Source organism: Spirillospora sp. NPDC127506 (assembly GCF_040302145.1).
In the GTDB taxonomy this organism is placed as follows: domain Bacteria; phylum Actinomycetota; class Actinomycetes; order Streptosporangiales; family Streptosporangiaceae; genus Spirillospora.
Genome location: NZ_JBEORG010000038.1, coordinates 29941 through 53688, shown reverse-complemented (window position 1 = coordinate 53688; position 23748 = coordinate 29941). Strand labels below are relative to the sequence as shown.

The following is a 23748-nucleotide window of genomic DNA, read 5'->3' as shown; positions in this document are numbered from 1 at the left end:
ATGGACTTCCTGCGACCGCCGACCTGGGAGGACGCGCTCGACGCCAAGGCGCGGCGGCCGGGCGCGCGGCCCGTGCAGGGCGGCACCGACGTCATGGTCGAGATCAACTTCGACCGGGACCGGCCCGAGGCGCTGCTCGACCTGACCCGCATCGGCTCCCTCGCCGAATGGGACATGGCCGACGGGCGGCTCCGCGTCGGCGCCGGCGTCCCCTACGCGCGCCTGATCACCGAGCTCGGCGGGCGCCTGCCGGGGCTCGCGCAGGCGTCCCGCACGGTCGGCTCGCCGCAGATCCGCAACCGCGGCACGGTCGGCGGCAACCTCGGCGCCGCGTCGCCCGCCGGGGACGCCCATCCGCCGCTGCTGGCCGGGGACGCCGTCATCGAGGTCGAGTCGGCGGCGCGCGGCGTCCGGATGATCCCCGCCGCCGCCTTCTTCACCGGCGTCAAGCGCAACGCGCTCGCCCCGGACGAGCTGATCCGCGCGTTCTGGACGGTCCCCGCGTCCGGCCCCCAGTACTTCTCCAAGATCGGCACCAGGAACGCGATGGTGATCGCCGTCTGCTCGTTCGCGCTCGCCCTCCACCCCGAGGAGCGCCGCGCCGGCACCGGCCTCGGCTCCGCCGCGCCCACGCCCCGCCGCGCCGCCGAGGCCGAGACCTTCATCTCGCACGAGCTCGACTGGGAGGGCCGCCGCCCCCTCTCCGAGGCCGCCGGGCGGCGGTTCGGGGAACTGGTCGCGGAGGCCGCGTCCCCGATCGACGACGTCCGGGGCACCGGCGGCTACCGCAGGCACGCCCTCTCCGTGATGGCGCGCCGCACGCTGGCCTGGGCCTGGGACGACTACAGGACCGGAGCGTCCGGAAGGAGGGCGTCCTGATGCGCGTGAACGTCACCGTGAACGGCGCGGCGGAGGCCGTGGACGACGTGTGGGAGGGCGAGAGCCTCCTCTACATGCTGCGCGAGCGGATGGGCCTCCCCGGCTCGAAGAACGCCTGCGAGCAGGGTGAATGCGGCTCCTGCACCGTCTACCTGGACGGCGTGCCGGTGTGCGCGTGCCTGGTCGCGGCGGGCCAGGCCGAGGGCCGCGACGTCGTCACCGTCGAGGGCCTCGCCGGGGGCCCGCCCGCCGCGGACGGCGAGCAGCGCCTCGACCCCGTCCAGGAGGCGTTCGTGGAGGCGGGCGCCGTGCAGTGCGGTTTCTGCACGCCCGGCCTGATCGTCCAGTCGCACGACCTGCTGGAGCGGAACCCGGCGCCGTCGGACGCGGAGATCCGCGAGGCGCTCGCCGGGAACCTGTGCCGCTGCACCGGCTACGAGAAGATCCTGGACGCGGTGCGGCTCGCCGCCCGCCGGAAGGCCGCCGAATGATCATCGAGCACGCGCACGTCGCCACCGTCTCCGGGGACGAGTACCCGGACGGCCACATCGTCATCGACGGCGACCGCATCGCGGCCGTCGGCCCGGGGCCGGCCCCGGCCGCCGCGGCCGGCGACCCCGACCGCGTCGACGCGCGCGGCTGCCTCGCCACCCCCGGCCTGGTCAACACCCACCACCACCTGTACCAGTGGGCGAGCCAGGGCATGGTCACCGACGGGACGCTGTTCGAGTGGCTCACCACCCTCTACAAGCCCTGGTCGAAGATGGACGCCGAAGTCGTCGCGGGCGCGGCGACCGCCGGGCTGGGCTGGCTCGCCAAGTCGGGCTGCACCACGTCCACCGACCACCACTACCTGTTCCCGCGCGGGCGCGGCGACCTGTTCGCGGCCGAGATCGAGGCGGCGCGCGAGATCGGCGTCCGCTTCCACCCGTGCCGCGGCTCGATGGACCGCGGCGAGTCGCAGGGCGGGCTGCCGCCGGACGAGGTCGTCGAGGACCTCGACACGGTCCTCGCCGCCACCGAGGAGGCGATCGACCGGTACCACGACCCGTCGCCCGGCTCGATGCTGCGGATCGCCGTCGCCCCCTGCTCGCCGTTCTCCGTCAGCCGCGACCTGCTGGTCGAGTCGGCGCGGCTCGCGCGCGACAGGGGCGTCCGCCTGCACACCCACCTCGCGGAGACGCTGGACGAGGAGGAGCACACGCGGGAGCAGTTCGGCATGACGCCCACCGAGTACATGGACTCGATGGGGTGGCTCGGCCCCGACGTGTGGCTCGCGCACTGCGTCCACCTGCACGACACCGACGTCAAGCGGCTCGCCGAGACCCGCACCGGCACCGCGCACTGCCCCAGCTCGAACGCCCGCCTCGGCGCCGGGATCGCCCGCGTGTCGGACCTGCTCGCGGAGGGCGCGGCGGTCGGGCTCGGCGTGGACGGCTCGGCGTCCGCGGAGCTCGTCCCGCTCGCGGGGGAGCTGCGCCAGGCCCTCTACATGCAGCGCGCCCGCTACGGCCCGGCCTCCCTCACCGCCCGCCAGGCGCTGGAGATGGCGACGCTCGGCGGCGCCCGCTGCCTCGGCCGCGAGGACGAGCTCGGCTCCCTCGAACCCGGCATGCTCGCCGACGTCGCGCTGTGGCGGATGGACGGCTTCCAGGCGGCGATCGACGACCCGGTCGTCGCGTTCGCGTTCGGCCCGACCCCGCCGCTGCGGCGCCTCGTCGTCGGCGGGCGCACCGTCGTGGACGACGACGCCCTCGTGACCGTCCCGCAGGACGAGGCCGCGCGGCGCGGCGCGGCCGCCCACCGCCGCCTCATGCGGCTCGCGGAGGAGGTGCTCTGATGACGTCCCCGCTGGACAGGGCGTCCCCGGCGAAGAGCCCGGGGCACGTGGCCGCGCCGGGCATCGGCGGGGTCGGGGAGAGCCCGCTGCGCCCGGACGGCGTCCTCAAGGTCGCGGGCGAGTTCGCCTACGCGTCGGACCTGTGGATGGACGGCATGCTGTGGGGCGCGACGCTGCGCAGCCCGCACCCCAGGGCGCTCATCCGGTCGGTCGACATCGGGCCGGCGCTGGCGCTGCCCGGCGTCCGGGCCGTCCTGACCCACGAGGACGTGCCGGGCCGCAAGATGTTCGGCATCGACCACACCGAGGACCAGCCCGTCCTCGCGATCGACCAGGTCCGCTACCAGGGCGAACCGGTCGCGCTGGTCGCCGCCGACCATCCGGAGACCGCGCGCCGGGCGATGGAGCGGATCGCCGTCGAGTACGTGGTGCTGGAGCCGGTCACCGATCCGCGCGCCGTGATCGCCGACCCCGAGCGGCTGAAGGTGCAGGACCGGGGAGGCATCACCCGGTACCAGCCCGTCCGCGTCGGGGACGTGGACGCCGCGAAGCCCGGCGCCGGCGTGGTCGTCACCGGCGAGTACGAGGTGGGCATCCAGGACCAGGCGTTCCTCGGCCCCGAGTCGGGCCTGGCGATCCCGTCGGAGGACGGCGGCGTCGACCTGTACGTCTCCACCCAGTGGATCCACAACGACCTCAAGCAGATCGCGCCCTGCCTGGGCCTCGCCGAGGACCAGGTGCACATGACGCTCGCGGGCGTCGGCGGCGCGTTCGGCGGGCGCGAGGACCTGTCGATGCAGATCCACGCGGGCATGCTCGCTCTGCACACCGGCAGGCCCGTGAAGATGTCGTACAACCGGTACGAGTCGTTCTTCGGGCACGTGCACCGGCATCCCGCCAAGATGCGGTACGAGTACGGCGCCGCGGCCGACGGCCGGCTGCTCTACGCCGACGTCGAGATCATCCTGGACGGCGGCGCCTACACGTCGTCCACCATCAACGTGGTCGGCAACGCGGCCTCGCTGGGCGTCGGGCCGTACGAGATCCCCAACATCAGGATCGACGCGTACGGCGTCTACACCAACAACCCTCCGTGCGGGGCGATGCGCGGGTTCGGCGCCGTGCAGGCGTGCTTCGCCTACGAGTCGATGATGGACAGGCTCGGCGACGCATGCGGCCTCGGCCCGCTGGAGATCCGCCGCCGCAACGCCGTCACGCAGGGGTCGAAGCTCGCGACGGGCCAGGTCATCGAGTCGCCGGCGCCGCTCGCCGAGATGCTGACCCGCCTTGAGGCGATGCCCATGCCCGCCGAGGCGGACCCGGCCGACCTCCGGAACCTGCCCGGCGGCGTGTCGCAGACGACGCACGGCGAGGGCGTCGTGCGCGGCGTCGGCTACGGCGTCGGGATCAAGAACATCTGCTTCTCCGAGGGCTTCGACGACATGTCCACGGCCCGCGTCCGGCTGGAGGTCATCGGCGGGGAGGCCACGGCGCTCGTCCACACGGCCGCGGCGGAGGTCGGGCAGGGGCTCGTCACGGTCCAGGCGCAGGTCGCGCGGACGGAGCTGGGCGTCCAGAAGGTCACGATCGCCCCGGCGGACAACGGGGTCGGCGACGCGGGCTCGTCCAGCGCGTCCCGCCAGACGTACATGACGGGCGGCGCGGTGAAGGCGGCCTGCGAGGCGGTGCGGGCCCGGCTCCTCGCGCTCGCGGAGCGCCGCTACGGCCGCGGCGACCTCGACGTCGCCGGCGGGAAGATCGTCTCGCGGGCGGCCGGCGTGCTCGGCGCCGTCGAGGACGTCCTCGGCTCCGAGGTCATCGAGGAGACCCGCGAATACCACCACCGCCCCACCGCGCGGATGGACCCGGTCACCGGGCAGGGCCGCAGCCACACCCAGCTCGCCCTGTGCGTCCACCGGGCCGTCGTCGACGTGGACGTCGACCTCGGGCTCGTCAAGGTCGTCGAGCTGGCCGCCGTGCAGGACGTCGGTAGGATCATCAACCGGCTGTCGCTGGAGGGCCAGATCCACGGCGGCTCCGCGCAGGGACTCGGCCTCGCCGTGATGGAGGAGATCGTCGTGTCGGACGGACTCGTCCGCAACCCGTCGTTCACCGACTACCTGATCCCCACCATCCTCGACATGCCGCCCATGCGGCTGGAGATCCTGGAGAACCCCGACCCCGAGGCCCCCTACGGCCTCCGCGGCGCCGGCGAGCCGCCGACGCTCTCCTCCACCCCGGCGATCGTCGCCGCGATCCGCGCCGCCACCGGCCGCCCCCTCACGCGCGTCCCCGTCCGCCCCGAGCACATCGTCCGAGGGGAGCCATGACGCGCCGGTTCGTGGTCAACTGCTCGATCCTGTTCACCGAGCTGCCGCTGCTGGAGCGGCCGGCGGCGGCGCGGGCGGCGGCGGCGCGGGCGGCGGGGTTCGAGGAGGTCGAGTTCTGGTGGCCGTGGAACGGCGAGCCGGCGCCGGCCGACGCGGACGTCGGCGCGTTCTGCGCGGCGATCGAGGACGCCGGGGTGCGGCTCGCCGCGCTCAACCTCTACGCGGGCGACATGGCGGCGGGGGATCGCGGTGTGCTGTCCGATCCGTCCCGCGGTGAGGAGTTCCACCGCGGCCTCGACGTGCTGGTCCGGATCGCCGGGCGCCTGGGCACCCGGTCGTTCAACGCCCTCTACGGGCAGCGGCTCGACGGCGCCGACCCGGCCGACCAGGACCGGGTGGCGGCCGAGCGGCTCGTCCACGCCGCCGGGCGGGTCGCCGAGTTCGGCGGGACGCTGCTGGTCGAGCCGCTGGCGCGCGGGCTCAACGGCGCGTACCCGCTGGAGACGGCCGCCGACGTCGCCGAGGTGCTGGGGCGCGTCCGCGCGCGGGGCGCCCGGAACGTCCGGTTCCTGTACGACACCTTCCACCTGGCCGCGAACGGCGACGACCTGGAGAGGGCCGCGCGGGACCACGCCGCCGACATCGGGCACGTCCAGATCGCCGACGCGCCCGGGCGCGGGCGTCCCGGCACCGGCGCCATCGACTTCGACCGCGTCTTCGCCGTCCTCGACGAGATCGGGTACGGCGGGCGGATCTCGCTCGAATACGTGCCGCAGGGCCCGTCTTCGGAGGAGTTCGCGTGGACGACCTCCTGATCCGGTCCCGCCGGGCCGTGCTGCCGGACGGCGAGCGCCCCGCCGCCGTCTCCGTCCGCGGCGGCCGCATCACCGCGATCTCCGGCTACCGGACCGACGCCCGGGCGGCCGAGTCGGTCGACCTCGGGGACGTCGCGCTGCTGCCCGGCCTGGTCGACACGCACGTCCACGTCAACGAGCCCGGCCGCACCGAATGGGAGGGGTTCGCCACCGCGACGCGCGCCGCCGCGGCCGGCGGCGTCACCGCGCTCATCGACATGCCGCTCAACTCGCTGCCGCCGACCGTCGACCCGGCCGCGCTCGCCGCCAAGCGGGAGGCCGCGGAGGGCGCGTGCGCCGTGGACGTCGGGTTCTGGGGCGGCGCGGTCCCGGGTAACGCGGCGTCCCTGCGCCCCCTGCACGACCTCGGCGTCTTCGGGTTCAAGTGCTTCGCGTCCGACTCGGGCGTCCCGGAGTTCCCGCCGCTCGCGCCCGCGGAGATGCGGGCGGCGTTCCGGGAGATCGCCGCGTTCGGCGGGCTGGTCGTCGTCCACGCCGAGGACCCGGCCGCGCTGAGCGCGCCGTCCGGCGGCGGGTACCCGGAGTTCCTGGCGTCGCGGCCCCCGGCCGCCGAGCGGCGGGCCGTCGAGCGGGTCGTCCGGCTCGCGGAGGAGACCGGCGTGCGCGCCCACATCCTGCACCTGTCCGCCGCCGGCTGCCTGGAGGTCCTCGCGAAGGCGCAGGCGGACGGGATCCCGGTCACCGCGGAGACCTGCCCGCACTACCTGACCCTCTCCGCCGAGGACGTCCCCGCCCACCAGACCTCCGCGGCGACCGCGTACAAGTGCTGCCCGCCCGTCCGCGACGCCGCCAACCGCGAACTGCTCTGGCAGGGGCTGGCGTCGGGCGTGATCTCGTGCGTCGTCACCGACCACTCGCCGTGCACGCCCGAGCTGAAACGCGGCGGCTTCGCGACCGCGTGGGGCGGCATCTCGTCCCTCCAGCTGGGGCTCTCCGTCGTGTGGACGGCCGCGCGCGAGCGCGGGCACGGCCTGGCCGAGGTCGTCCGCTGGATGTCGGAGGCTCCCGCGGCCCTGGCCGCCGTCCCCGGCAAGGGCGGCATCGCCGTCGGCAACGACGCCGACCTGGTCGCCTTCGCGCCGGACGAGACGTTCACCGTCGACCCGGCGGCGCTCCACCACCGGCACCCCGTCACCCCGTACGGGGGCCGGACGCTGACCGGCGCCGTCCGGGCCACGTGGCTGCGCGGCGTCCGCGCCGGAGAGCGGCCCGCGGGCCGGCTGCTCGCCCGGGAGGCGCGATGACCGAGTTCACGTCCCTGCCCGACCTGGCCGTCCGCACCCTCGGCGGGTCGGTCGTCGCCGCGAGCGACGAGTCCTTCGCCGAGAAGGAGAACCTGATCAACCCGTGGGCGCCGGCGTTCTCCCCGGAGACGTTCGGGCCGAAGGGGCAGGTGTACGACGGCTGGGAGACGGCCCGCCGCCGCGGCGGCGGCCACGACTGGGCGCTGATCAGGCTCGGCATGCCCGGCGTCGTCCGCGGCGTCGTGATCGACACGGCGTGGTTCACGGGCAACTACCCGCCGCGCGCGTCCGTCGAGGCGTGCGCCGTGGACGGCTACCCCGCCGACCTCTCCGGCGCCGACTGGGTGGAGATCGTCCCGGAGAGCCCGCTGAAGGGGAACACCGCTCACCCCTTCCCGGTGCGGGCCGAGCGCCTGTTCACGCACGTCCGGCTGAACATGTTCCCGGACGGCGGCATCGCCCGGCTCCGCGTCCACGGCGACGTCGTCCCCGATCCCCGCGTCCTGGCCGGCCTGACCGTCGACCTGGCCGCCCTGGAGAACGGCGCCCGCGTCGTCGAGTGCTCGGACGAGTTCTACTCCTCGCCCGACAACATGCTGTTCCCCGGCCTCGCCCGCAACCAGGCCGAAGGCTGGGAGACGGCCCGCCGCCGCGACGGCGGGCACGACTGGGCGGTGATCCGGCTCGCCGCGCCCGGCGTCATCAGGCTCGCCGAGATCGACACCGCCAACCTGAAGTTCAACGCGCCCGCCGCCGCCGAGCTGCAGGGCCTCGACGCCCGCACCGCCGCCCGCGGCGCGTGGCGCCCCCTGCTGCCCCGTACCGGTCTCCTGCCCGACACCCGGCACCGGTTCCGCCTGACATCGCCGGAGGTCACGCACGTCCGGCTGGACATCCACCCGGACGGCGGCCTCGCCCGCCTGCGCCTCCTCGGCGACCTGACCCCGGACGGGATGCGGGAGCTTTCCGCCCGCTGGGACGCCCTCACCCAACATTCGGCAGAGCATTGACCGCCGCCAGAAATCTGCCTACATTCTGAGCACCCCACCACCGATCTCCTCTCCTCGCCCGCCTCCCGGAATGCTCGACAAAATCATGACGCCCGTTTATCAGGCGTTACGCAAGCAACCGGCCCCGGAGGAACCCCCATGAAACGACTCCAGGCAGGTGCGCTCGCCGCCGTGCTGGCGCTGCCCGCGGCCCTCGTACCGGCGGCCGCCCACGCGTCCGCGGACCCCGCGCACTACACCGGAACCCTCCCCGACGGCGCCACCTGGATCGCCGACGTCCCCGCGCGGTGGAACGGCACGCTCATCCTGTTCAGCCACGGCTTCGGGTCGCTCGCCCCCGCGAACCGCCCGAGCGAGGCCGCCGGGCAGGCGCTGCTCGACCGCGGCTACGCGCTCGCCGGCTCGTCCTACGACCCGGACGGCTCCCTCTGGGCGCTGGGCAGCGCCGTCCGCGACCAGATCGCGACCGGCGCGGCCGTCTCGAAGATCATCGGAAGGCCGCGCACCACCCTCGCGCTCGGCCAGTCCATGGGCGGCCTCGTCAGCGCCGAGCTCGCCGAGACCCGCGCCGTGGACGGCGTCCTCACCACCTGCGGCATCGTCGGCGGCGGCGTCGACCTGAACAACTACCAGCTCAACGCGGGCCACGCCATCGCGACGCTCCTCGCCCCGTCCCAGGACATCCGGCTCACCGGCTACACGTCCGCCCTCGACGGCATCGTCGCCGGCGCCCAGCTCGCCCAGGCCGTGAACGACGCCCAGGCCACCCCGGCGGGCCGTGCCCGCATCGCCCTCGCCTCGGCGTTCCTCAACCAGTCGTCCTGGTTCTCGGGCGACGCCCCGCCGCCCCGCCGCGACGCCGCGGCCCAGGAAGTCCAGCAGTACCAGTGGCTCACCTCGGGCGTCCTGGGCTTCATCTTCAGCGGCCGGTACTCGATCGAGCAGGCCGCCGGCGGCGACAGCGCATGGAACAAGGGGCTGGACTACGCGCGCCTGCTCCGCAGGTCCGCCAACCTGCGCCAGGTCAAGACCCTCTACCGGCAGGCCGGCCTGAATCTGAAGGCCGACCTCGCCGAGCTCACCGCGACCGCGGACAAACGGGTCGAGCCCGGCCCCCTCGCCTGGATGACCCGCACCTCGGAGCCCACCGGGCGCCTGGCCGTCCCGACCCTCACCATCCACACGATCTCCGACCAGCTCGTCCCCGTCGAGCACGAGAACGAGTACGCCGCGGCCGTCCGCGCCGCCCGCCGGGCCCCGCTGCTGCGCCAGGCGTACGTGCACCGGATCGGCCACTGCAACTTCACCGCGTCCGAATACGTGGCGTCCCTCCAGGCGCTGGAGAAGCGCGTGAAGACCCGCCACTGGCCCGGCACGACCGCCGAGTCCCTCAACAAGGCGGCCGCGTCCCTCTCTCTCGACTCCTCCGCCTTCGTCCGCTACCGCCCGGCCCCGCTGGTCGTGCAGCCGTCGCACCCCTGACCGCGCCGGAAAACGGAACGCCCCCGGCACGCGGCCGGGGGCGTCGCCGCGGGCAGGTCAGGAAGCCTCGGTGGGATCCTCCTCCAGGAGGTCGTCGAACTCGCCGTCCTTGACGCCCGCGATGAAGGCGTCCCACTCGGCCTCGGTGAAGTAGAGGATCGGCCCCTCGGGGTTCTTGGCGTCGCGCATCACGACGGCCCGCTCACCGAAATCCTTGTGCTGGACGGGGACGTCCTTGCCATCGATGAACTCGATGATGACCCCGTCGCTGAGGATCGGTTCCTGCTCGGTCACTGGCACACCTTCTTCGTCCCGGCTCTGTCGGGTCAAGGCTAGTGCGAAAGGTGCCGCGCCATCGGGGAAAGCGACCCCGGCGCCCCGCGCGTCAGGGGTCGATGAGCAGGCGCGCCGCGGTGATCTCCAGGCGGGACTGGATCTCCTCGATGGTGGCGTTGCCGCGCAGCATCTCGATCATCTCCATGGTCCAGATGCCGGACAGCGCGCGGGACACCAGGCGGCGCGGGTCGTCGGCGGGGATGTCCTCCGGCGGGCCGGACGCGGCGCGCAGCAGCAGCCCGCTCATCCGCTCGCCGAAGTCGGTCTTGACGTCCGACAGGAGCAGGGAGCGGATCAGCGCCTCCGCCAGCTCGGGCTCGCGCATGAGGCCGCGGGTGGCGCGCATCAGCACCTCGACCGCCCGCTCGGGCGCGGAGCCGCCGCGGGGCGGGCGGCGCTCGATGCTGCCTTCGAGGAGGTCGAGCTCCTCGCTGACGACGGCGACGACCAGGTCCATCTTGGACGGGAAGTAGCGGTAGAGCGTGCCGAGCGCGACCCCGGCCCTCTCGGAGACGGTGCGCATCTGCATCGCCTCGATCCCGCCGCGAGACGCGAGCGCCGCGGCCGCCTGGACGATACGCTTGCGCCGTTGGTGCTGGCTGCGGGAGCGCACGCCCTGCCCGGCCGCCTGTCCCGCCGGCTGACTCCGGGTCTCGTCCCCGGTCACTGTCGGCTCTGCGGTCACGGTCGCCATCCCTTCTGTGCGGGCCCGGTCGCCCGGCGCGTCCCCCCAAGCGTACCGCTTTGCGAGAACGTGTTATCTGATTTGCCGATGACGGCCGCCTCCAGTGCACTCTTACCCGGCGCTGGACCCTGACAAGCCAGCGGATTCGGGTTGCCCACGCGCACCGGCCGGTCTCTGGACACTGAGTAGAATCTGTTCTACTTTTTCGCCGTGGGCGCGTCCCGGGAGGTGGGCATGACGAGCGTCGCGGCGCTGCTGGAGGCGAGAGCGGACGACGACCGGCCCGGCCCGCGGGCCGGGTTCGGACGGCGCGGCCGGCTGCACCTCCTGGAAGGGAGCGGATGAGTGGACTTCAACCTCGACGAGACCCAGCAAGAGATCAAGGGCCTCGCCGCCGGAGTGCTCGCGCGCGAGGCCGCGCAGGAGCGGCTGGAGGCGTTCGAGAAGAGCGGCGCCCCCTACGACGAGGCCGCCTGGAAGGCCCTCGCCCAGGCGGGCCTGCTGGGGATCGTCCTGCCGGAGGACTTGGGCGGCGCCGGGCTCGGCCCGGTCGAGCTGGCGGTGATCCTGCGGGAGGTCGGCCGGCACGTCGCCCCCGTCCCGGCGTACGCGTCGCTGGCGCTCGCGGCGGTCCCGATCACCGCGCACGGGACGGCGGAGCAGCGCGCCCTGCTCGCCCCGCTGACCGAGGGCGCGACGATCCTGACCGGCGCGTACCGCGAGCCCGGCCCGGCGGGCGAGGTCGCGGCGACGGCCCGCAGGGACGGCGCCGGCTACGTCCTCGACGGCGTGAAGACGTTCGTCCCGTATGCGCGGGAGGCGTCGCTGATCCTCGTGCCCGCCCGCGTCGAGGGCGAGGGCGTCGGGGTCTTCCTGGTCGAGCCGTCCGCCGTGACGATCACCGCGCAGCCGTCGGCGACCGGCGAGCCGCTGTCGCGCGTGGCGCTGGACGGCGCGAGGGCCGGCGCCGGCGCGCTGCTCGGCGGCGCGGCCGACGGCGCCGCCTGGGACACCCTGCGCCGCTCGGCCGTCGCCGGCGCGGTCGCGATCTCCTCCGGCGTCATCGAGGGCGCGCTCGAACTGACCAAGGAGTACACCAAGACCCGCGAGCAGTTCGACCGGGCGCTCGCGCAGTTCCAGGCCGTCACGATGCAGATCGGCGACGTCTACATCGCCAAGCGCGCGCTGGACGTCGCCGTCTGGGCGGGCGTCTGGCGGCTCGCGCAGGGCGCGGACGACGCCGAGGAGGTCCTCACCGTCGCGTCCTACAACGCGTGCGACCCCGTCATCAGGGCCCTCTACACCTGCCAGCACCTGCACGGCGGCATCGGCCTGGACGTCACCTACCCGCTGCACCGCTACTTCGCCTGGGGCAAGCACTGCGGGCACCTTCTCGGCGGCGCGGAAGACCGGCTCGACGCGCTCGGCGCGCTCATCGCCCAGGAGGACTGAATGTTCATCGACCTGACCGACGAGCAGAAGAGGCTGCGCGCCGAGCTGCGCGAGTACTTCGAGAACTGCCTGACCGCCGAGCAGCGCGCCGCCATCGCCGCCGACCCGTTCGGCCCCGCCTACATGGAGCACTGCAGGCGCCTCGGCCGGGACGGGATGCTCGGCGTCGCGCTGCCGAAGGAGTACGGCGGCCGCGGCTACGGCCCCGTCGAGCAGACGATCTTCGCGAACGAGATCGCGCGCGCCGAGGTCACCTACCCGCTGATCACGCTGAACTCGGTCGCGCCGACGATCCTGCAGTACGGGTCGGAGGCGCACAAGGAGTTCTTCATCCCGCGGATCCTCGCGGGGGAGTGCCACTTCGCGATCGGCTACAGCGAGCCGGGCGCCGGCACCGACCTCGCCGCGCTGCGCACCACCGCGGTGCGGGACGGCGACCACTACGTCGTGAACGGCCAGAAGATCTTCACGTCCGGCGCGCACTACGCCGACTACGTGTGGCTCGCGGCCCGCACCGACCCGTCCGCGAAGAAGCACAAGGGCATCTCGATGTTCATCGTGGACTGCAAGGACCCCGGCTTCTCCTGGACGCCGATCATCACGATGGACGGCGCGCACCACACCAACTCGACGTACTTCCAGGACGTCCGCGTCCCGGCCGACATGCTGATCGGCGAGGAGAACAAGGGCTGGGACCTCATCGTCAACCAGCTCAACCACGAGCGGGTCACGCTCGGCCCGGCCGGCAACATCGGGCACACGCGCATCCGGTTCGAGCGCTGGGCCCGCGAGACCCCCGGCCGGGACGGGCGGCCGCTGATCGAGGAGCCCGCCGTCCGCCGGGCGCTCGCCCGGGTGCACGCCTACCTGCGCGTCAACGAGATCCTCAACTGGCAGGTCGCCGCGAACCAGGACCTCGGCTGGCTCGGCGCGGCCGACGCGTCCGCGACGAAGATCTACTCCTCGGAGCGGATGCAGGAGGTCGGCCGCATCGTCGGCGACGTCCTCGCCCGCTACGGCGACCCCGCCGACCCGGAGACGGCGGACTTCATGGCGTCGGCCGACCGGCTCGCCAAGGGCGCGCTGGTGCTCACGTTCGGCGGCGGCGTCAACGAGATCCAGCGCGAGCTGATCGCCATGATCGGCCTCGGCCTCCCGCGCGCCCCGCGCTGACCGTCAGCGCCCGCCCGGCCGGGTCCTCTTCGGCTCGGCGCCGTGGGCGAAGCCGGTCGCCTCGTCCGGGCTCCGCCGGGGTCCGCGCTGGGCCTCCAGCCGGCGCAGGACGCGGCGCAGGTCGTCCAGGAACAGGTCGGCGAGGTCGTGCCCGAAGCCGTTGCGCACCACCACGCGCAGGACGGCGAGGTCGGTGCGGTTCTCCGGGAAGGTGTAGGCGGGGACGAGCCACCCCGACTCGCGCAGCGCGGCCGACACGTCGAACACCGTGAACGCGCGGACGTCCTCGCGCACCCGGAACGCGAACGCGGGGATGCCGGAGCCGCCGGTGAGCGGGTCGAACGGGCCGAGCCGCCCGATCTCGGCGGCCAGCCGGGTCGCGACGTCCCGGCACGTCCGCTGGACGCGGCGGTACCCGTCGAAGCCGAGCCGCAGGAAGTTGTAGTACTGGGCGACGACCTGCGCGCCGGGGCGGGAGAAGTTCAGCGCGAACGTCGGCATGTCCCCGCCGAGGTAGTTGACGCGGAAGACGAGGTCGTCCGGCAGGGCGTCCTCGTCCCGCCAGAGCGCCCAGCCCACGCCCGGCATGACCAGCCCGTACTTGTGGCCGGACGTGTTGATGGACGCGACCCGCGGCAGCCGGAAGTCCCAGGCCAGGTCCGGGTCGAGGAACGGCGCCACCATCGCGCCGGACGCGCCGTCCACGTGGACCGGCACGTCCAGGCCGGTGCGCTCCTCCAGGTCGTCGAGCGCGGCCGCGATCTCGGCGACGGGTTCGTAGCTCCCGTCGAACGTGGACCCGAGGACGGCGACGACGCCGATGGTGTTCTCGTCGCACAGCTCGACGGCCTCCCGCGCGCCGAGGTGGTAGCGCTCGCCCTCCATCGGCACGTAGCGGGGCTCGACCTCGAAGTAGTTCGCGAACTTCTCCCAGCAGATCTGCACGTTGACGCCCATGACGAGGTTGGGCCGGTCCGCCGGCCTCCCCGCGGCCCGCCGCCGCGCCCGCCAGCGGCGCTTCAGCGCGAGGCCGCCGAGCATCGCCGCCTCGCTGGACCCGGTCGTCGAGCAGCCCACCGCGCGGCGCGGGTCCGGGGCGTGCCAGAGCCGGGCGAGCATGTGCACGCAGCGCGCCTCCAGCTCGGCGGTGCGCGGGTACTCGTCCTTGTCGATCATGTTCTTGTCGGCGCACTCGGCCATCAGCCGCGCCGCCTCCGGCTCCGCCCACGTCGACACGAACGTCGCGAGGTTCAGCCGGGCGTTGCCGTCCAGCATCAGCTCGTCGTGGACGATCTGGTACGCGGTGCCGGGGTCGAGCTCGCCGGCGGGCAGCGCGTACCGGGGGATCGTCAGCGGCTCCCGGCTGAAGATCGGGTTGATCTCCAGGTCGCGGCCGCCCTCCCGGTCGGCGCGGGGGTGCTTCAGTGCCATGCCGCGGCCCTACCCCCGCCGCCCCGCGCCACACCGGACGCCGCGGGTCCCGGGGAGGCACCGCTCAGGCGGCCTTCGCGGCGGGCCCGCTCACTCCGCCGGCCGCACGGGCTCGTTCAGGCCCTTCTCCAGGAGGGCGAACGCCTGGTCGACCGCCTCGGAGAGCGAGCCGAACGTGCCGCCCATGCGGTCGGCGGCGTCGGCGGCGGCCTGGAAACCGCAGTGGGCCGCGGCGGCGACGACGTGCGGGCGCAGGTCGGCGTCGGGGTCGAGGCCCATCCGCCGCGCGACGACCTCGGTCAGCAGCGCCTGCTTGCGCTGCGCGTGCTCCAGGCTGCCCGCCAGCAGGGTGGGGCTGTCCTTCACCATGGACAGCATGCACTGGAAGCGGCCGGGGTCGAAGCCGAGCTCGCCCGCCTCGCAGGCGCGGGCGATCTCCACCACGGTGCGGCGCAGCGCGGTCATGATCGGCTCGTCGGGCGGCCGGGCGGCCAGCATCTCCGTCACGGCCCGGACCTGCTCCTCCTGGAAGGTGAGGGCGACGTCCTCCTTCGAGGCGAAGTAGCGGAAGAACGTGCGGGACGAGACGTCCACGGCGTCGGCGATCTCCTCGACGGTGGTCGCGTCGAACCCCTTCTCGGCGAAGAGGGTGAACGCGGCGTCGATGAGCGCCTCACGGGTGCGCTGCTTCTTGCGTTCGCGCCTGCCCGGGGGCTGGGGTCCGGGACCGGACGTGCCGGTCTCGGGGGCGGTCGCGGTCATGGGCGCAGTGTAACCACCGGGTGAACGCGCGCCAAGTGGCAGCGGATGAATTCCGTCATAAGCTGAATCCTGTCTCCGGATGACCTCAGGCAGTTGACGACAAGTGTCATCACATGACACTTTGAAGCCCTGCCAATTCGGAGGTTCGAAAACATGAGTCATTCGCAGGGCGCCGACATCCTCGAACCCGGCGCCGTCAACGTCCCGCCGCGCGGCAAGGCGCGCGGGCGGCCGTCGAGACCGGGCCACGGGCATCCCTGGCTCACCCTCGTCGCCGTCGCGCTCGGCGTGATGATGGTCGGCCTGGACGCGACCGTCGTGTCCATCGCCAACCCCGCGATCGCCGCGGACCTCGGCGCGAGCCTGTCCGGCCTGCAGTGGGTGACCAACGCCTACCTGCTGGCGCTGGCCGTCACGCTGATCCCCGCCGGGAAGATCGCCGACCGGTTCGGGCGCAAGCGCACGTTCCTCGCCGGCGTGCTCGGGTTCGCCGTGTCGTCGCTGCTCATCGGGCTGTCCGGCGGGCTCGGCATGGTGATCTTCTGGCGCGTGCTGCAGGGCTTCGCGGGCGCGCTGCTGCAGCCCGCCAGCCTCGCCATCCTGCGCAACACCTTCCCCGCCGAGCGGCTGAACGCCGCGATCGGCATCTGGGGCTCCACGGTCGGCATCTCGATCGCGGGCGGGCCGATCGTCGCCGGGCTGCTGGTCGAGAACGTCAACTGGGAGTCGGTGTTCTTCCTCAACGCCCCGCTCGGCGTGGTCGCGCTGCTGGTCGGCCTGTGGGTGATCCGCGAGTCGCGCGACGAGGAGGGCGCCGGCTCGTTCGACCTGCCCGGCGTCGCGCTGCTCACCGGCGCGCTGTTCGCCCTGGTCTGGGGCCTCATCAAGGCCGGCGAGGACGGGTTCGGGGACGCCGTCCCGCTGGTGTCGTTCGCCGTGTCCGCCGTGCTGTTCGCCGCGTTCGTGCGAAACGAGCTGCGGGTCGAGCGCCCGCTGCTGCCGCTCGGGCTGTTCCGCTCGGTGTCGCTGTCGGCGGCGACCGGGCTCATCGTCCTCGGCTTCTTCGCGATGTTCGGGACGATCTTCTTCATCACCCTCTACCTGCAGCAGGTCCACGGGATGAGCCCGGTGGACGCCGGCGTCCGGATGCTGCCGATGACCGGCGTGTTCATCGTCGCGTCCCCGATCGCGGGCGCGCTGACCAGCCGGTTCGGCCCGCGTCCGCCGCTCGTCCTCGGGATGGTGTTCACCGCGGTCGCCATGTTCGGCCTGTCCCGCATCGGGGTGGAGGCCCCCTACGTGCAGCTCTGGCCGTGGTTCGTGCTGGTCGGCCTGGCGTTCGGGATGATCATCGTCGCCGGGACGGAGGCCATCGTGGGCAACGCGCCCGCGCACCTCGCGGGCGTCGCGGGCGGCCTGCAGCAGACCGCCTCGCAGGTCGGCGGCGTCCTCGGCACCTCGGTGCTCGGCGTGCTGCTGTCCACCAAGGTCGGCGACGTGCTGTTCGGGCGGCTGACCGACGCGGGGGTCCCGGCGCCGGCGGCGCATCGGCTCGAAGGCGCGGGCGGGCTCGTGTCGCAGGGCGTCGCGCCCGTCCCGCCCGGCACGCCGGACCCGGCCGCGGACGCCATCACCACCGGAAGCCACCTCGCGTTCATGGACGGCTTCCAGGAGTCCCTCACCGTCGCGGCGGCGGTCGCGCTCGCCGCGGTCCTCGCGGCCCTGCTCGTGCGGCGCGGCAACACCCCGGTGGACGGAGCCGCGGCCGCCTGACCGGGCCGGGTTAGGCTGCCGGTGTGATGGGCGCGTTCGCGAAGCGGTACGCGATGCCGCTGACGTTCCTGGGGCTGTTCGCGGTCGTGTGGCTGGTGCAGGTCCTCGTGCTGCCGCCGGGCGCCCGGCACGCCCTGATCGCCTGGGCCAGCACGAACCTGTCCAACCTCGCGGTCAACCCCGTCGGGACGATGGTCGCGTCGGCGTTCGTCGCCGAAGGGGCGCAGGGCGTGCTGCTGGTCGCGGCGGCGGTCGGGCTGTTCCCGCTCACCCGGCGGTTCGGGAACCTGCGGGCCGTCGTGCTCGTCGCCGCCTCGCACGTCCTCGGCACCCTCGTCAGCCAGGGCATCGCGCTCGTGCGGCTGGAGGCCGGCCTCCTGTCGGACTCCATCCGCACGATCCCCGACGTCGGCCCGTCCTACGTGCTGTGCGCGGCGCTCGTCGCGGCGTTCCTGTACGGGCGCGGGCGGGTGCGCCGGCTGCTCGCGCTCGCCGGCCTGTGCGCGCTCGCGCCCGTGCTGCTGGACGGCCTGCTCGCGCTGCAGATCGCCGCCGTCGGACACCTGACCGCGATGCTCGCCGGCGCGCTGATCGGCGGGCTGCTCCTGCTGCTGGAGCGCCGCCGCGGCGGCGTGCCCGCTGCCCCGGAGATCGGCCTGCCGGGACCGGCCGCGGAGACCTGACCCCGGTCAGCCCTGCCCCGGCTCCGGGGCCGGGTTCGCGGTGGGGCTGGGGCTCGGCGTCCCGGAGTCCTCCACCGGAGGGGACGACGGGGTGTCCGTCGGCGGTGCCGTGGGCGACGCCGAACCGTCGTCCGGCGGCGTCGCGGGGTCGGACGGCGACGCCGTCGCCGGGGGAGCGGTCGGCGACTCGTCCGGCGGAGCGGTCGGCTCCTGCGGCCGCGTCGGCGTGTCCGTCGCGGGCTTCTTCTCCGGCGACGGGGTGCCCGGTGCGGTGGACGCGGGCGGGGCGGGCCGCGCCGGGGAGCCGCCCGCCGGCTGCGGCGGGTCGTCGAAGGCGCTGCCGACCGGGTTCTCGGACGCGGTCGGCGAGCCGCCCGCCCGCTCGGAGCCGGTGAGGCCGGGCAGCGGGTTCCGCGGCACGCCGGTGGTCTTCGCGGACGCCGGGTGCGTCTGGCCCTCGCTCGCCGACGGGACCATCGAGGCGCTGCCGCCGCCCTTGGCCGCCGGCCAGGTGGCGAGCAGGCCGATGACGGCGGCCGCCGACGCGGCGACGCCCGCGGCGGCGCCGAGGCCCTTGGACAGGCCGCCCGAGACGCCGCGCTTCGGGCGCTCGCGCCGCTCGGAGCCGATCACCACGAGCGGGCTCGGCGCGATGACGCTGGGCAGCTCCCGGGTGGCCTCCTGCGCGCAGGCGGCGAGCACGCGGTCGCGCAGCCAGCCGGGCGCGTGCGCGGGCGCGCGGCGGGCCAGCAGCTGCGGCAGCCGGCCCTTCTCGAACGCGGCGATCACCTCGGGCTGCGGCCCGGCCGTGCCGCGCATGAGGATGTCGATGACGGCCCGCTCCAGCCGCGTCCGCGCGGCGGCGACCAGCTGCGCGACCGTGTCGGGCGCGATGCCGAGGACCCGGGCGATGTCGTGGGGTTCGAGCCATTCGCCCGCCCACAGCAGCAGGACCTCGCGGTGGTCGGAGCGCAGCGCGGCGGCGGCGCGCAGCATCGGGTCGGCGCCCGTGAACAGCGTCCCGCCGCGGGCGGCGAGCTCCCCGGTGAAGGCGCCCCGCTCGGCGCAGGCCGTCCGGGAGAGCGAGTACAGCCACAGCACGCTGTCGCCGCGCGGCGGCTGGTGCACCGCCGCGGTGAACGTGTCGCCGACGGCCGCCGCCGCGAGCTGGTCGCCGACGAGCGACCAGCAGTACGCGTACAGGCGGTCGGCGTGCGCGTCGTAGAGCGAGCCCAGGTCCCCGCGCATGTGCCCTCCGTTCCCGTCCGGCTCGTCCGCCCCACTGCTCGGCTGACAAATCGTGCATATCGCTGATCAACCGGACTCTAGCGCCTCGGGTCCGCGGCTGAGAAGTCCGAGGTCGGACGGCCCGTCGAATAGCACGGAAGGTAGTCGGGACATCTGCGAACGGTGATGTTCACGGAGATTCGGCGAAGTTCCTGAAAATCGGCGGATTCCTGATGCGGTTCAGCAGGGAAGGATTCGAACTCGCTGTCGATTTACGCGAGGAGTCAACGGTGACCCGTCTGACGGTTGATGGTGTCTACCAGCACATTCGCGGTGTCTGCTTCAAGACCGGCCCGCCCGGGACGGTGGGCGCGGAGACCGAGTGGTTCGTGGTCGACACCGCCGACAGCGCCGCGCACGTCCCCGCCGGGCGGGTGCGCGCGCTGGTCGAGTCCGCCGGCCCGCCGGCCGGCGGCAGCAAGATCACCTATGAGCCGGGCGGGCAGCTGGAGCTCAGCTCCGCGCCGTTCCGCGGGCTCGGCGCGCTGCACGCCGCGCTCGGCCGGGACATCGCGCACGTCCGCGCGGTGCTCGGCGCGGACGGGCTCGCGCTCGCCGGGCACGGGGTCGACCCGGTCCGCGGCCCCCGGTTCCAGGCCGACCACCCCCGCTACGCGTGCATGCGCGACTACTTCCGCGCCGGCGGCTTCCCGGACGCGGGCCTCGCGATGATGTGCTCGACCGCGTCCGTCCAGGTGAACCTGGACATCGGCGCCGACGACCCGGACGCGTCCCGCCGCTGGCGGCTGGCGCACGCGCTCGGGCCGGTGCTGGTCGCCGCGTTCGCCAACTCGCCGCTGCGGGCCGGCCGCCGCACCGGGTCGCGCTCGTCCCGCCAGGCGATCTGGACCGAGCTGGACCCGTGCCGCACGCTGCCGGTCCTGCGGGACGGCGCGGACGGCGACCCGGCGGAGGCGTGGACGCGGTACGCGCTCGACGCCAAGGTCATGCTCGTCCAGACGGCGGAGGGCGAGTGGGTGTCCGACCCGGGCATGTCGTTCCTGGAATGGCTCGACAAGGGCGAGCCCGGCGAGGACGACCTCGCCTACCACCTGTCCACGCTGTTCCCGCCGGTGCGGCCGCGCGGCTGGCTGGAGCTGCGGATGATCGACGCGCCGCCGGGCCGGTACTGGCCGGTCCCCGTCGCCGTCGCGACCGCGCTGCTGGACGACCCGGCCGCGTCCCGGGCCGCCGAGGCGGCCGCCGAACCGGTCGCCGGCCGGTGGGCCGAGGCCGCCCGCGACGGGCTGTCCGACGCGCCGCTCGCCGCCGCCGCGCTGGCCTGCTTCACCGCCGCGCTCGACGCGCTGCCGCGGCTCGCCGGGGCCGGGCTCGTCCCGCTCGTCGAGGAGTACGTCCACCGGTACGTCGCGCGGGGCCGCAGCCCGGCCGACGATCCCCCATCTCCGATTCCCTCCCAGGAGGACCCGACATGGCCCTGACGAACTCCCCGGGCCCGCTCGACGTGCACGACGAGGACGCGCTGAAGGAGCTGATCGCCGGCGAGCTGGGCGCGGTGCGCGACCGCAGCCTCGGCCTCACCACCGACGTCCTCGCCGAGAACGACCTCACCGCCCAGGTGTCGCCGCTGATGTCGCCGCTCGTGTGGGACCTCGCCCACGTCGGCAACTACGAGGAGCTGTGGCTGCTGCGCGCGGCGGCGGGCCAGGAGGCGATGCGCCCGGAGATAGACGGCCTGTACGACGCGTTCGAGCATCCGCGCTCCGAGCGGCCGTCGCTGCCGCTGCTGCCGCCGGACGAGGCCCGCTCCTACATCGGGACGGTCCGCGCCAAGGTGCTCGACGCGCTGGCGTCGGCGCGGTTCGACACGGCGGATCCGCTGACCTCGGGCGGGTTCGTGTACGGGATGGTCGTGCAGCACGAGCACATGCACGACGAGACCATGCTCGCCACGCATCAGCTGCGGAAGGGCGCCCCCGCTCTGCTCGACCCGGTGGCCGAGCCCATGCAGAAGCCCGCCGGGGCACTCGGGGCCGACGAGGTGCTGATCGAGGCGGGTCCGTTCCAGATGGGCACATCGGACGACCCATGGGCGTACGACAACGAGCGTCCTGTGCACCTCGTCGACCTGCCCGCGTACTACATCGACGTGGAGCCGGTGTCCAACGCCGCCTACCTCGCCTTCATGGAGGCCGGCGGCTACGACGACCCTCGTTGGTGGGGCCCGGCCGGGTGGGAGTGGCGCACCAGCACGGGCAAGCGCGCCCCCGCCTTCTGGACTCGGGAAGGGAACCAGTGGGTACGGCGCCGCTTCGGACGGACCGAACCCGTCCCGCCCCGCGAACCCGTCCAGCACGTGTGCTGGTACGAAGCCGACGCCTACGCGCGGTGGGCCGGCAAGCGGCTGCCGACCGAGGCCGAATGGGAGAAGGCCGCCCGCTGGGATCCGGACGCGCAGCGCTCAAGGCGCTACCCGTGGGGCGAGGTGTACGAGGAGGGCCGCGCCAATCTCGGGCAGCGCATGCTGCGTCCCTCCGAGGCCGGCTCCTACCCGTCGGGTGCGTCCGCCTACGGGGTCAGGCGCCTCCTGGGGGACGTGTGGGAGTGGACTTCGTCCGACTTCCGCGGCTACCCCGGCTTCCGCTCGTTCCCGTACCGGGAGTACTCGGAGGTCTTCTTCGGCCCCGACTACAAGGTGCTGAGGGGCGGTTCGTGGGCGACGCACCCGCTCGCCATCCGCGGATCGTTCCGCAACTGGGACTACCCCATCCGCAGGCAGATCTTCTCCGGGTTCCGCTGCGCGCGGTCGGCGGGGGAGGAGCGCTGAATGTGCCGCCACCTCGGCTACCTGGGGCCTGAGCAGACCCTTCACTCGCTCATCTACGACGGCGAGCACTCGCTGGAGACCCAGGCGTACGCGCCCCGCATGACGCAGGGCAACCTGCTGAACGCGGACGGGTTCGGCGTCGGCTGGTACCACGGCGGCGAGCCCGTCCGCTTCCGCCGCGCCCAGCCGATCTGGACCGACCAGTCGTTCCGCGAGGTCGCCGGAGCCGTCCGCGCCTCCTGCGCGGTCGCGGCGATCCGGTCGGCGACGCCCGGGTTCCCCGTGGACGAGTCGTGCGCCCAGCCGTTCCGCGCCGGCCGCCGGCTGTTCAGCCACAACGGCAGGATCGAGGGCTACGCCGGCATCGAGGCCAAGCTCCGCGAACTCGCCGGGGACATCGCGGAGACGCCGGACGCCCGCGCGCCCGTCGACTCGGCGCCGCTGTTCGCGCTCGCCGCCCGGTACTGGCGGGACGGCCTGCCGCTCGGCGACGGCCTCGCCGCCGCCGTCGCCGCGGTCACCGCGCTCGCCCCCGGCCGCTACAACCTGCTCGCCTCCGACGGCGCGTCGCTGGCCGCCACCACCTGGGGGGACTCCCTGTTCGTCCGGGAGGACGCCGGCGCCGTCCGGATCGCGTCCGAGCCGCTCGACGACGCCCCCGGCTGGCGGCGCGTACCCGACCGCTCCCTCGTCACCGCCGGGCCCGGCCCCGGCGTCCGCATCGATCCCCTGTGACGACCGAAACCGCTGAGGAGAACCACGTGGACCGGTTCCTGACCGCCGACGACCTCGCCAAGACGCTCCGCCGGGACGTCCGGGAGGGGCTCGCCGGCACCCCGAAGACCCTGCCGCCCAAGTGGTTCTACGACGAGCGCGGCAGCGCGCTCTTCGAGAAGATCACCAAGCTGGAGGAGTACTACCCGACCCGGCGCGAGCGGGAGATCCTCGCCGCGCACGCGCCGGACGTCGCCGCGGCCACCGGCGCGCGGACGCTCCTGGAACTGGGCGCCGGGTCGGGGGAGAAGACCCGCCTGCTGCTCGACGCCCTCTCCGGCACCCTCCGCACGTACGTGCCGGTGGACGTGAGCGGCGACTTCCTCGACGAGGCCGCCGCCGGGATCGCCGCCGACCACCCGGGCCTCGCCGTGCGCGCCGTCGTCGCCGACTACGAGCAGCACCTGCCGCTCCTGCCCGGCGGCGAGCGGCGGCTCGTCGCCTTCCTCGGCGGGACGATCGGCAACATGCCGCCCGCCGAGCGGATCGGCTTCCTCGGCGGCGTCCGCGCCACGATGGACGACGGCGGCTTCCTCCTGCTCGGCGCCGACCTGGTCAAGGACGCCGGGCGCCTCGTCCGCGCCTACGACGACGCGGCGGGGATCACCGCCGAGTTCAACCGCAACGTCCTGTACGTCATCAACCGCGAGCTGGGCGCCGACTTCGACCCGGACGCGTTCGAGCACGTCGCCGTCTGGAACGAGGCGGAGGAGTGGATCGAGATGCGGCTGCGGTCCGTCCGCGACCAGGACGTCCGCGTCGGCGGGCTCGACCTGGAGGTGTCGTTCGCGGCGGGGGAGGAGATGCGCACCGAGATCTCCGCCAAGTTCCGCCGGGACCGCCTCGGCGCCGAGCTCGCCGCCGCCGGCATGGAGATCGCCGAGTTCTGGACCGACCGGGCCGGGGACTTCTCCCTGACCCTCGCCCGGCCCGCCGGCTGACGC

General features: G+C 74.1%; 22 protein-coding genes. 17 read left to right on the top strand and 5 right to left on the bottom strand.

Going from position 1 to position 23748, the window contains the following annotated elements; translation table 11 throughout:
* The 8 genes from ABTW95_RS28700 (at position 1) to ABTW95_RS28665 (ending at position 9660) form a co-directional block, all read left to right on the top strand.
* A complete protein-coding gene (locus tag ABTW95_RS28700; RefSeq protein WP_500227901.1) occupies positions 1-879 on the top strand; it encodes an FAD binding domain-containing protein in 879 nt (292 codons plus the stop codon).
* On the top strand, positions 879-1370 hold the full coding sequence (locus tag ABTW95_RS28695) for a (2Fe-2S)-binding protein (protein WP_396447334.1): 492 nt from the start codon (positions 879-881) through the stop codon (positions 1368-1370). The genes ABTW95_RS28700 and ABTW95_RS28695 overlap by 1 nt, the downstream gene beginning before the upstream one ends.
* Positions 1367-2719, top strand: coding sequence for an 8-oxoguanine deaminase (locus ABTW95_RS28690; RefSeq protein WP_500227900.1), 1353 nt, complete (start codon positions 1367-1369; stop codon positions 2717-2719). The genes ABTW95_RS28695 and ABTW95_RS28690 overlap by 4 nt, the downstream gene beginning before the upstream one ends.
* Positions 2719-5049, top strand: a complete 2331-nt coding sequence (gene pucD, locus ABTW95_RS28685) for a xanthine dehydrogenase subunit D (protein ID WP_500227899.1) — start codon at positions 2719-2721, stop codon at positions 5047-5049. The genes ABTW95_RS28690 and pucD overlap by 1 nt, the downstream gene beginning before the upstream one ends.
* Positions 5046-5864, top strand: coding sequence for a hydroxypyruvate isomerase family protein (locus ABTW95_RS28680; RefSeq protein ID WP_500227898.1), 819 nt, complete (start codon positions 5046-5048; stop codon positions 5862-5864). Before pucD ends, ABTW95_RS28680 begins: the two co-directional genes overlap by 4 nt.
* Entirely contained in the window at positions 5849-7168 is a 1320-nt protein-coding gene (gene allB, locus ABTW95_RS28675; protein ID WP_500227897.1) for an allantoinase AllB, read from the top strand. Before ABTW95_RS28680 ends, allB begins: the two co-directional genes overlap by 16 nt.
* Positions 7165-8178, top strand: a complete 1014-nt coding sequence (gene alc / locus ABTW95_RS28670; RefSeq protein ID WP_500227896.1) for an allantoicase — start codon at positions 7165-7167, stop codon at positions 8176-8178. Before allB ends, alc begins: the two co-directional genes overlap by 4 nt.
* Before the next feature lie 138 nt (positions 8179-8316).
* Positions 8317-9660 (top strand): alpha/beta fold hydrolase, encoded by a 1344-nt coding sequence (locus tag ABTW95_RS28665; RefSeq protein WP_500227895.1) that lies wholly within the window; start codon positions 8317-8319, stop codon positions 9658-9660.
* A 57-nt stretch (positions 9661-9717) separates the two neighbouring features.
* Here the strand turns inward: ABTW95_RS28665 and ABTW95_RS28660 are convergent, their stop codons facing one another.
* Positions 9718-9954 (bottom strand): DUF397 domain-containing protein, encoded by a 237-nt coding sequence (locus ABTW95_RS28660; protein ID WP_396447341.1) that lies wholly within the window; start codon positions 9952-9954, stop codon positions 9718-9720.
* 91 nt (positions 9955-10045) lie between these two features.
* On the bottom strand, positions 10046-10681 hold the full coding sequence (locus ABTW95_RS28655) for a TetR family transcriptional regulator (protein WP_500227894.1): 636 nt from the start codon (positions 10679-10681) through the stop codon (positions 10046-10048).
* Positions 10682-10891: 210 nt separating this feature from the next.
* Between ABTW95_RS28655 and ABTW95_RS28650 the strand changes: the two genes are divergently transcribed.
* Genes ABTW95_RS28650 through ABTW95_RS28640 form a run of 3 tightly spaced genes read left to right on the top strand, consistent with a single transcriptional unit; the run spans position 10892 to position 13306 of the window.
* Positions 10892-11026: a hypothetical protein gene (locus tag ABTW95_RS28650; RefSeq protein WP_500227893.1), complete on the top strand. Its 135-nt coding sequence runs from the start codon at positions 10892-10894 to the stop codon at positions 11024-11026.
* Complete coding sequence (locus ABTW95_RS28645; RefSeq protein WP_500227892.1) at positions 11027-12133, top strand: acyl-CoA dehydrogenase family protein; 1107 nt, start codon at positions 11027-11029, stop codon at positions 12131-12133.
* Positions 12134-13306: an acyl-CoA dehydrogenase family protein gene (locus ABTW95_RS28640; protein WP_396447344.1), complete on the top strand. Its 1173-nt coding sequence runs from the start codon at positions 12134-12136 to the stop codon at positions 13304-13306. It begins immediately after the preceding gene.
* Positions 13307-13309: 3 nt separating this feature from the next.
* Here the strand turns inward: ABTW95_RS28640 and gad are convergent, their stop codons facing one another.
* Both gad and ABTW95_RS28630 read right to left on the bottom strand, forming a co-directional pair.
* Positions 13310-14737 carry a glutamate decarboxylase gene (gene gad, locus ABTW95_RS28635; RefSeq protein ID WP_396447345.1) on the bottom strand — a complete coding sequence of 476 codons (1428 nt, stop codon included), beginning with the start codon at positions 14735-14737 and terminating at the stop codon, positions 13310-13312.
* Between the two features lie 90 nt (positions 14738-14827).
* Entirely contained in the window at positions 14828-15499 is a 672-nt protein-coding gene (locus ABTW95_RS28630) for a TetR family transcriptional regulator (RefSeq protein ID WP_396447346.1), read from the bottom strand.
* Between the two features lie 153 nt (positions 15500-15652).
* Here ABTW95_RS28630 and ABTW95_RS28625 point away from each other — a divergent pair, with 153 nt between their 5' ends.
* Both ABTW95_RS28625 and ABTW95_RS28620 read left to right on the top strand, forming a co-directional pair.
* Complete coding sequence (locus ABTW95_RS28625; RefSeq protein ID WP_500227891.1) at positions 15653-17272, top strand: MFS transporter; 1620 nt, start codon at positions 15653-15655, stop codon at positions 17270-17272.
* A gap of 26 nt (positions 17273-17298) precedes the next feature.
* A complete protein-coding gene (locus ABTW95_RS28620; RefSeq protein WP_500227912.1) occupies positions 17299-17955 on the top strand; it encodes a rhomboid-like protein in 657 nt (218 codons plus the stop codon).
* 6 nt (positions 17956-17961) lie between these two features.
* Here the strand turns inward: ABTW95_RS28620 and ABTW95_RS28615 are convergent, their stop codons facing one another.
* The gene (locus ABTW95_RS28615) at positions 17962-19203 is read right to left on the bottom strand and encodes an RNA polymerase sigma factor (protein ID WP_500227890.1); all 1242 of its coding nucleotides are present in this window, start codon (positions 19201-19203) and stop codon (positions 17962-17964) included.
* Between the two features lie 269 nt (positions 19204-19472).
* Here ABTW95_RS28615 and egtA point away from each other — a divergent pair, with 269 nt between their 5' ends.
* From egtA to egtD, 4 genes are read left to right on the top strand one after another with little or no spacing between them, the layout of a single operon-like run.
* A complete protein-coding gene (egtA, locus tag ABTW95_RS28610) occupies positions 19473-20684 on the top strand; it encodes an ergothioneine biosynthesis glutamate--cysteine ligase EgtA (RefSeq protein WP_500227889.1) in 1212 nt (403 codons plus the stop codon).
* The gene (gene egtB / locus ABTW95_RS28605) at positions 20675-22030 is read left to right on the top strand and encodes an ergothioneine biosynthesis protein EgtB (protein ID WP_500227888.1); all 1356 of its coding nucleotides are present in this window, start codon (positions 20675-20677) and stop codon (positions 22028-22030) included. The genes egtA and egtB overlap by 10 nt, the downstream gene beginning before the upstream one ends.
* On the top strand, positions 22031-22765 hold the full coding sequence (egtC, locus tag ABTW95_RS28600; protein ID WP_396447352.1) for an ergothioneine biosynthesis protein EgtC: 735 nt from the start codon (positions 22031-22033) through the stop codon (positions 22763-22765).
* Positions 22766-22791: 26 nt separating this feature from the next.
* Positions 22792-23745 (top strand): L-histidine N(alpha)-methyltransferase, encoded by a 954-nt coding sequence (gene egtD, locus ABTW95_RS28595; RefSeq protein ID WP_396447353.1) that lies wholly within the window; start codon positions 22792-22794, stop codon positions 23743-23745.
* The last annotated feature ends 3 nt before the right edge of the window (positions 23746-23748 follow it).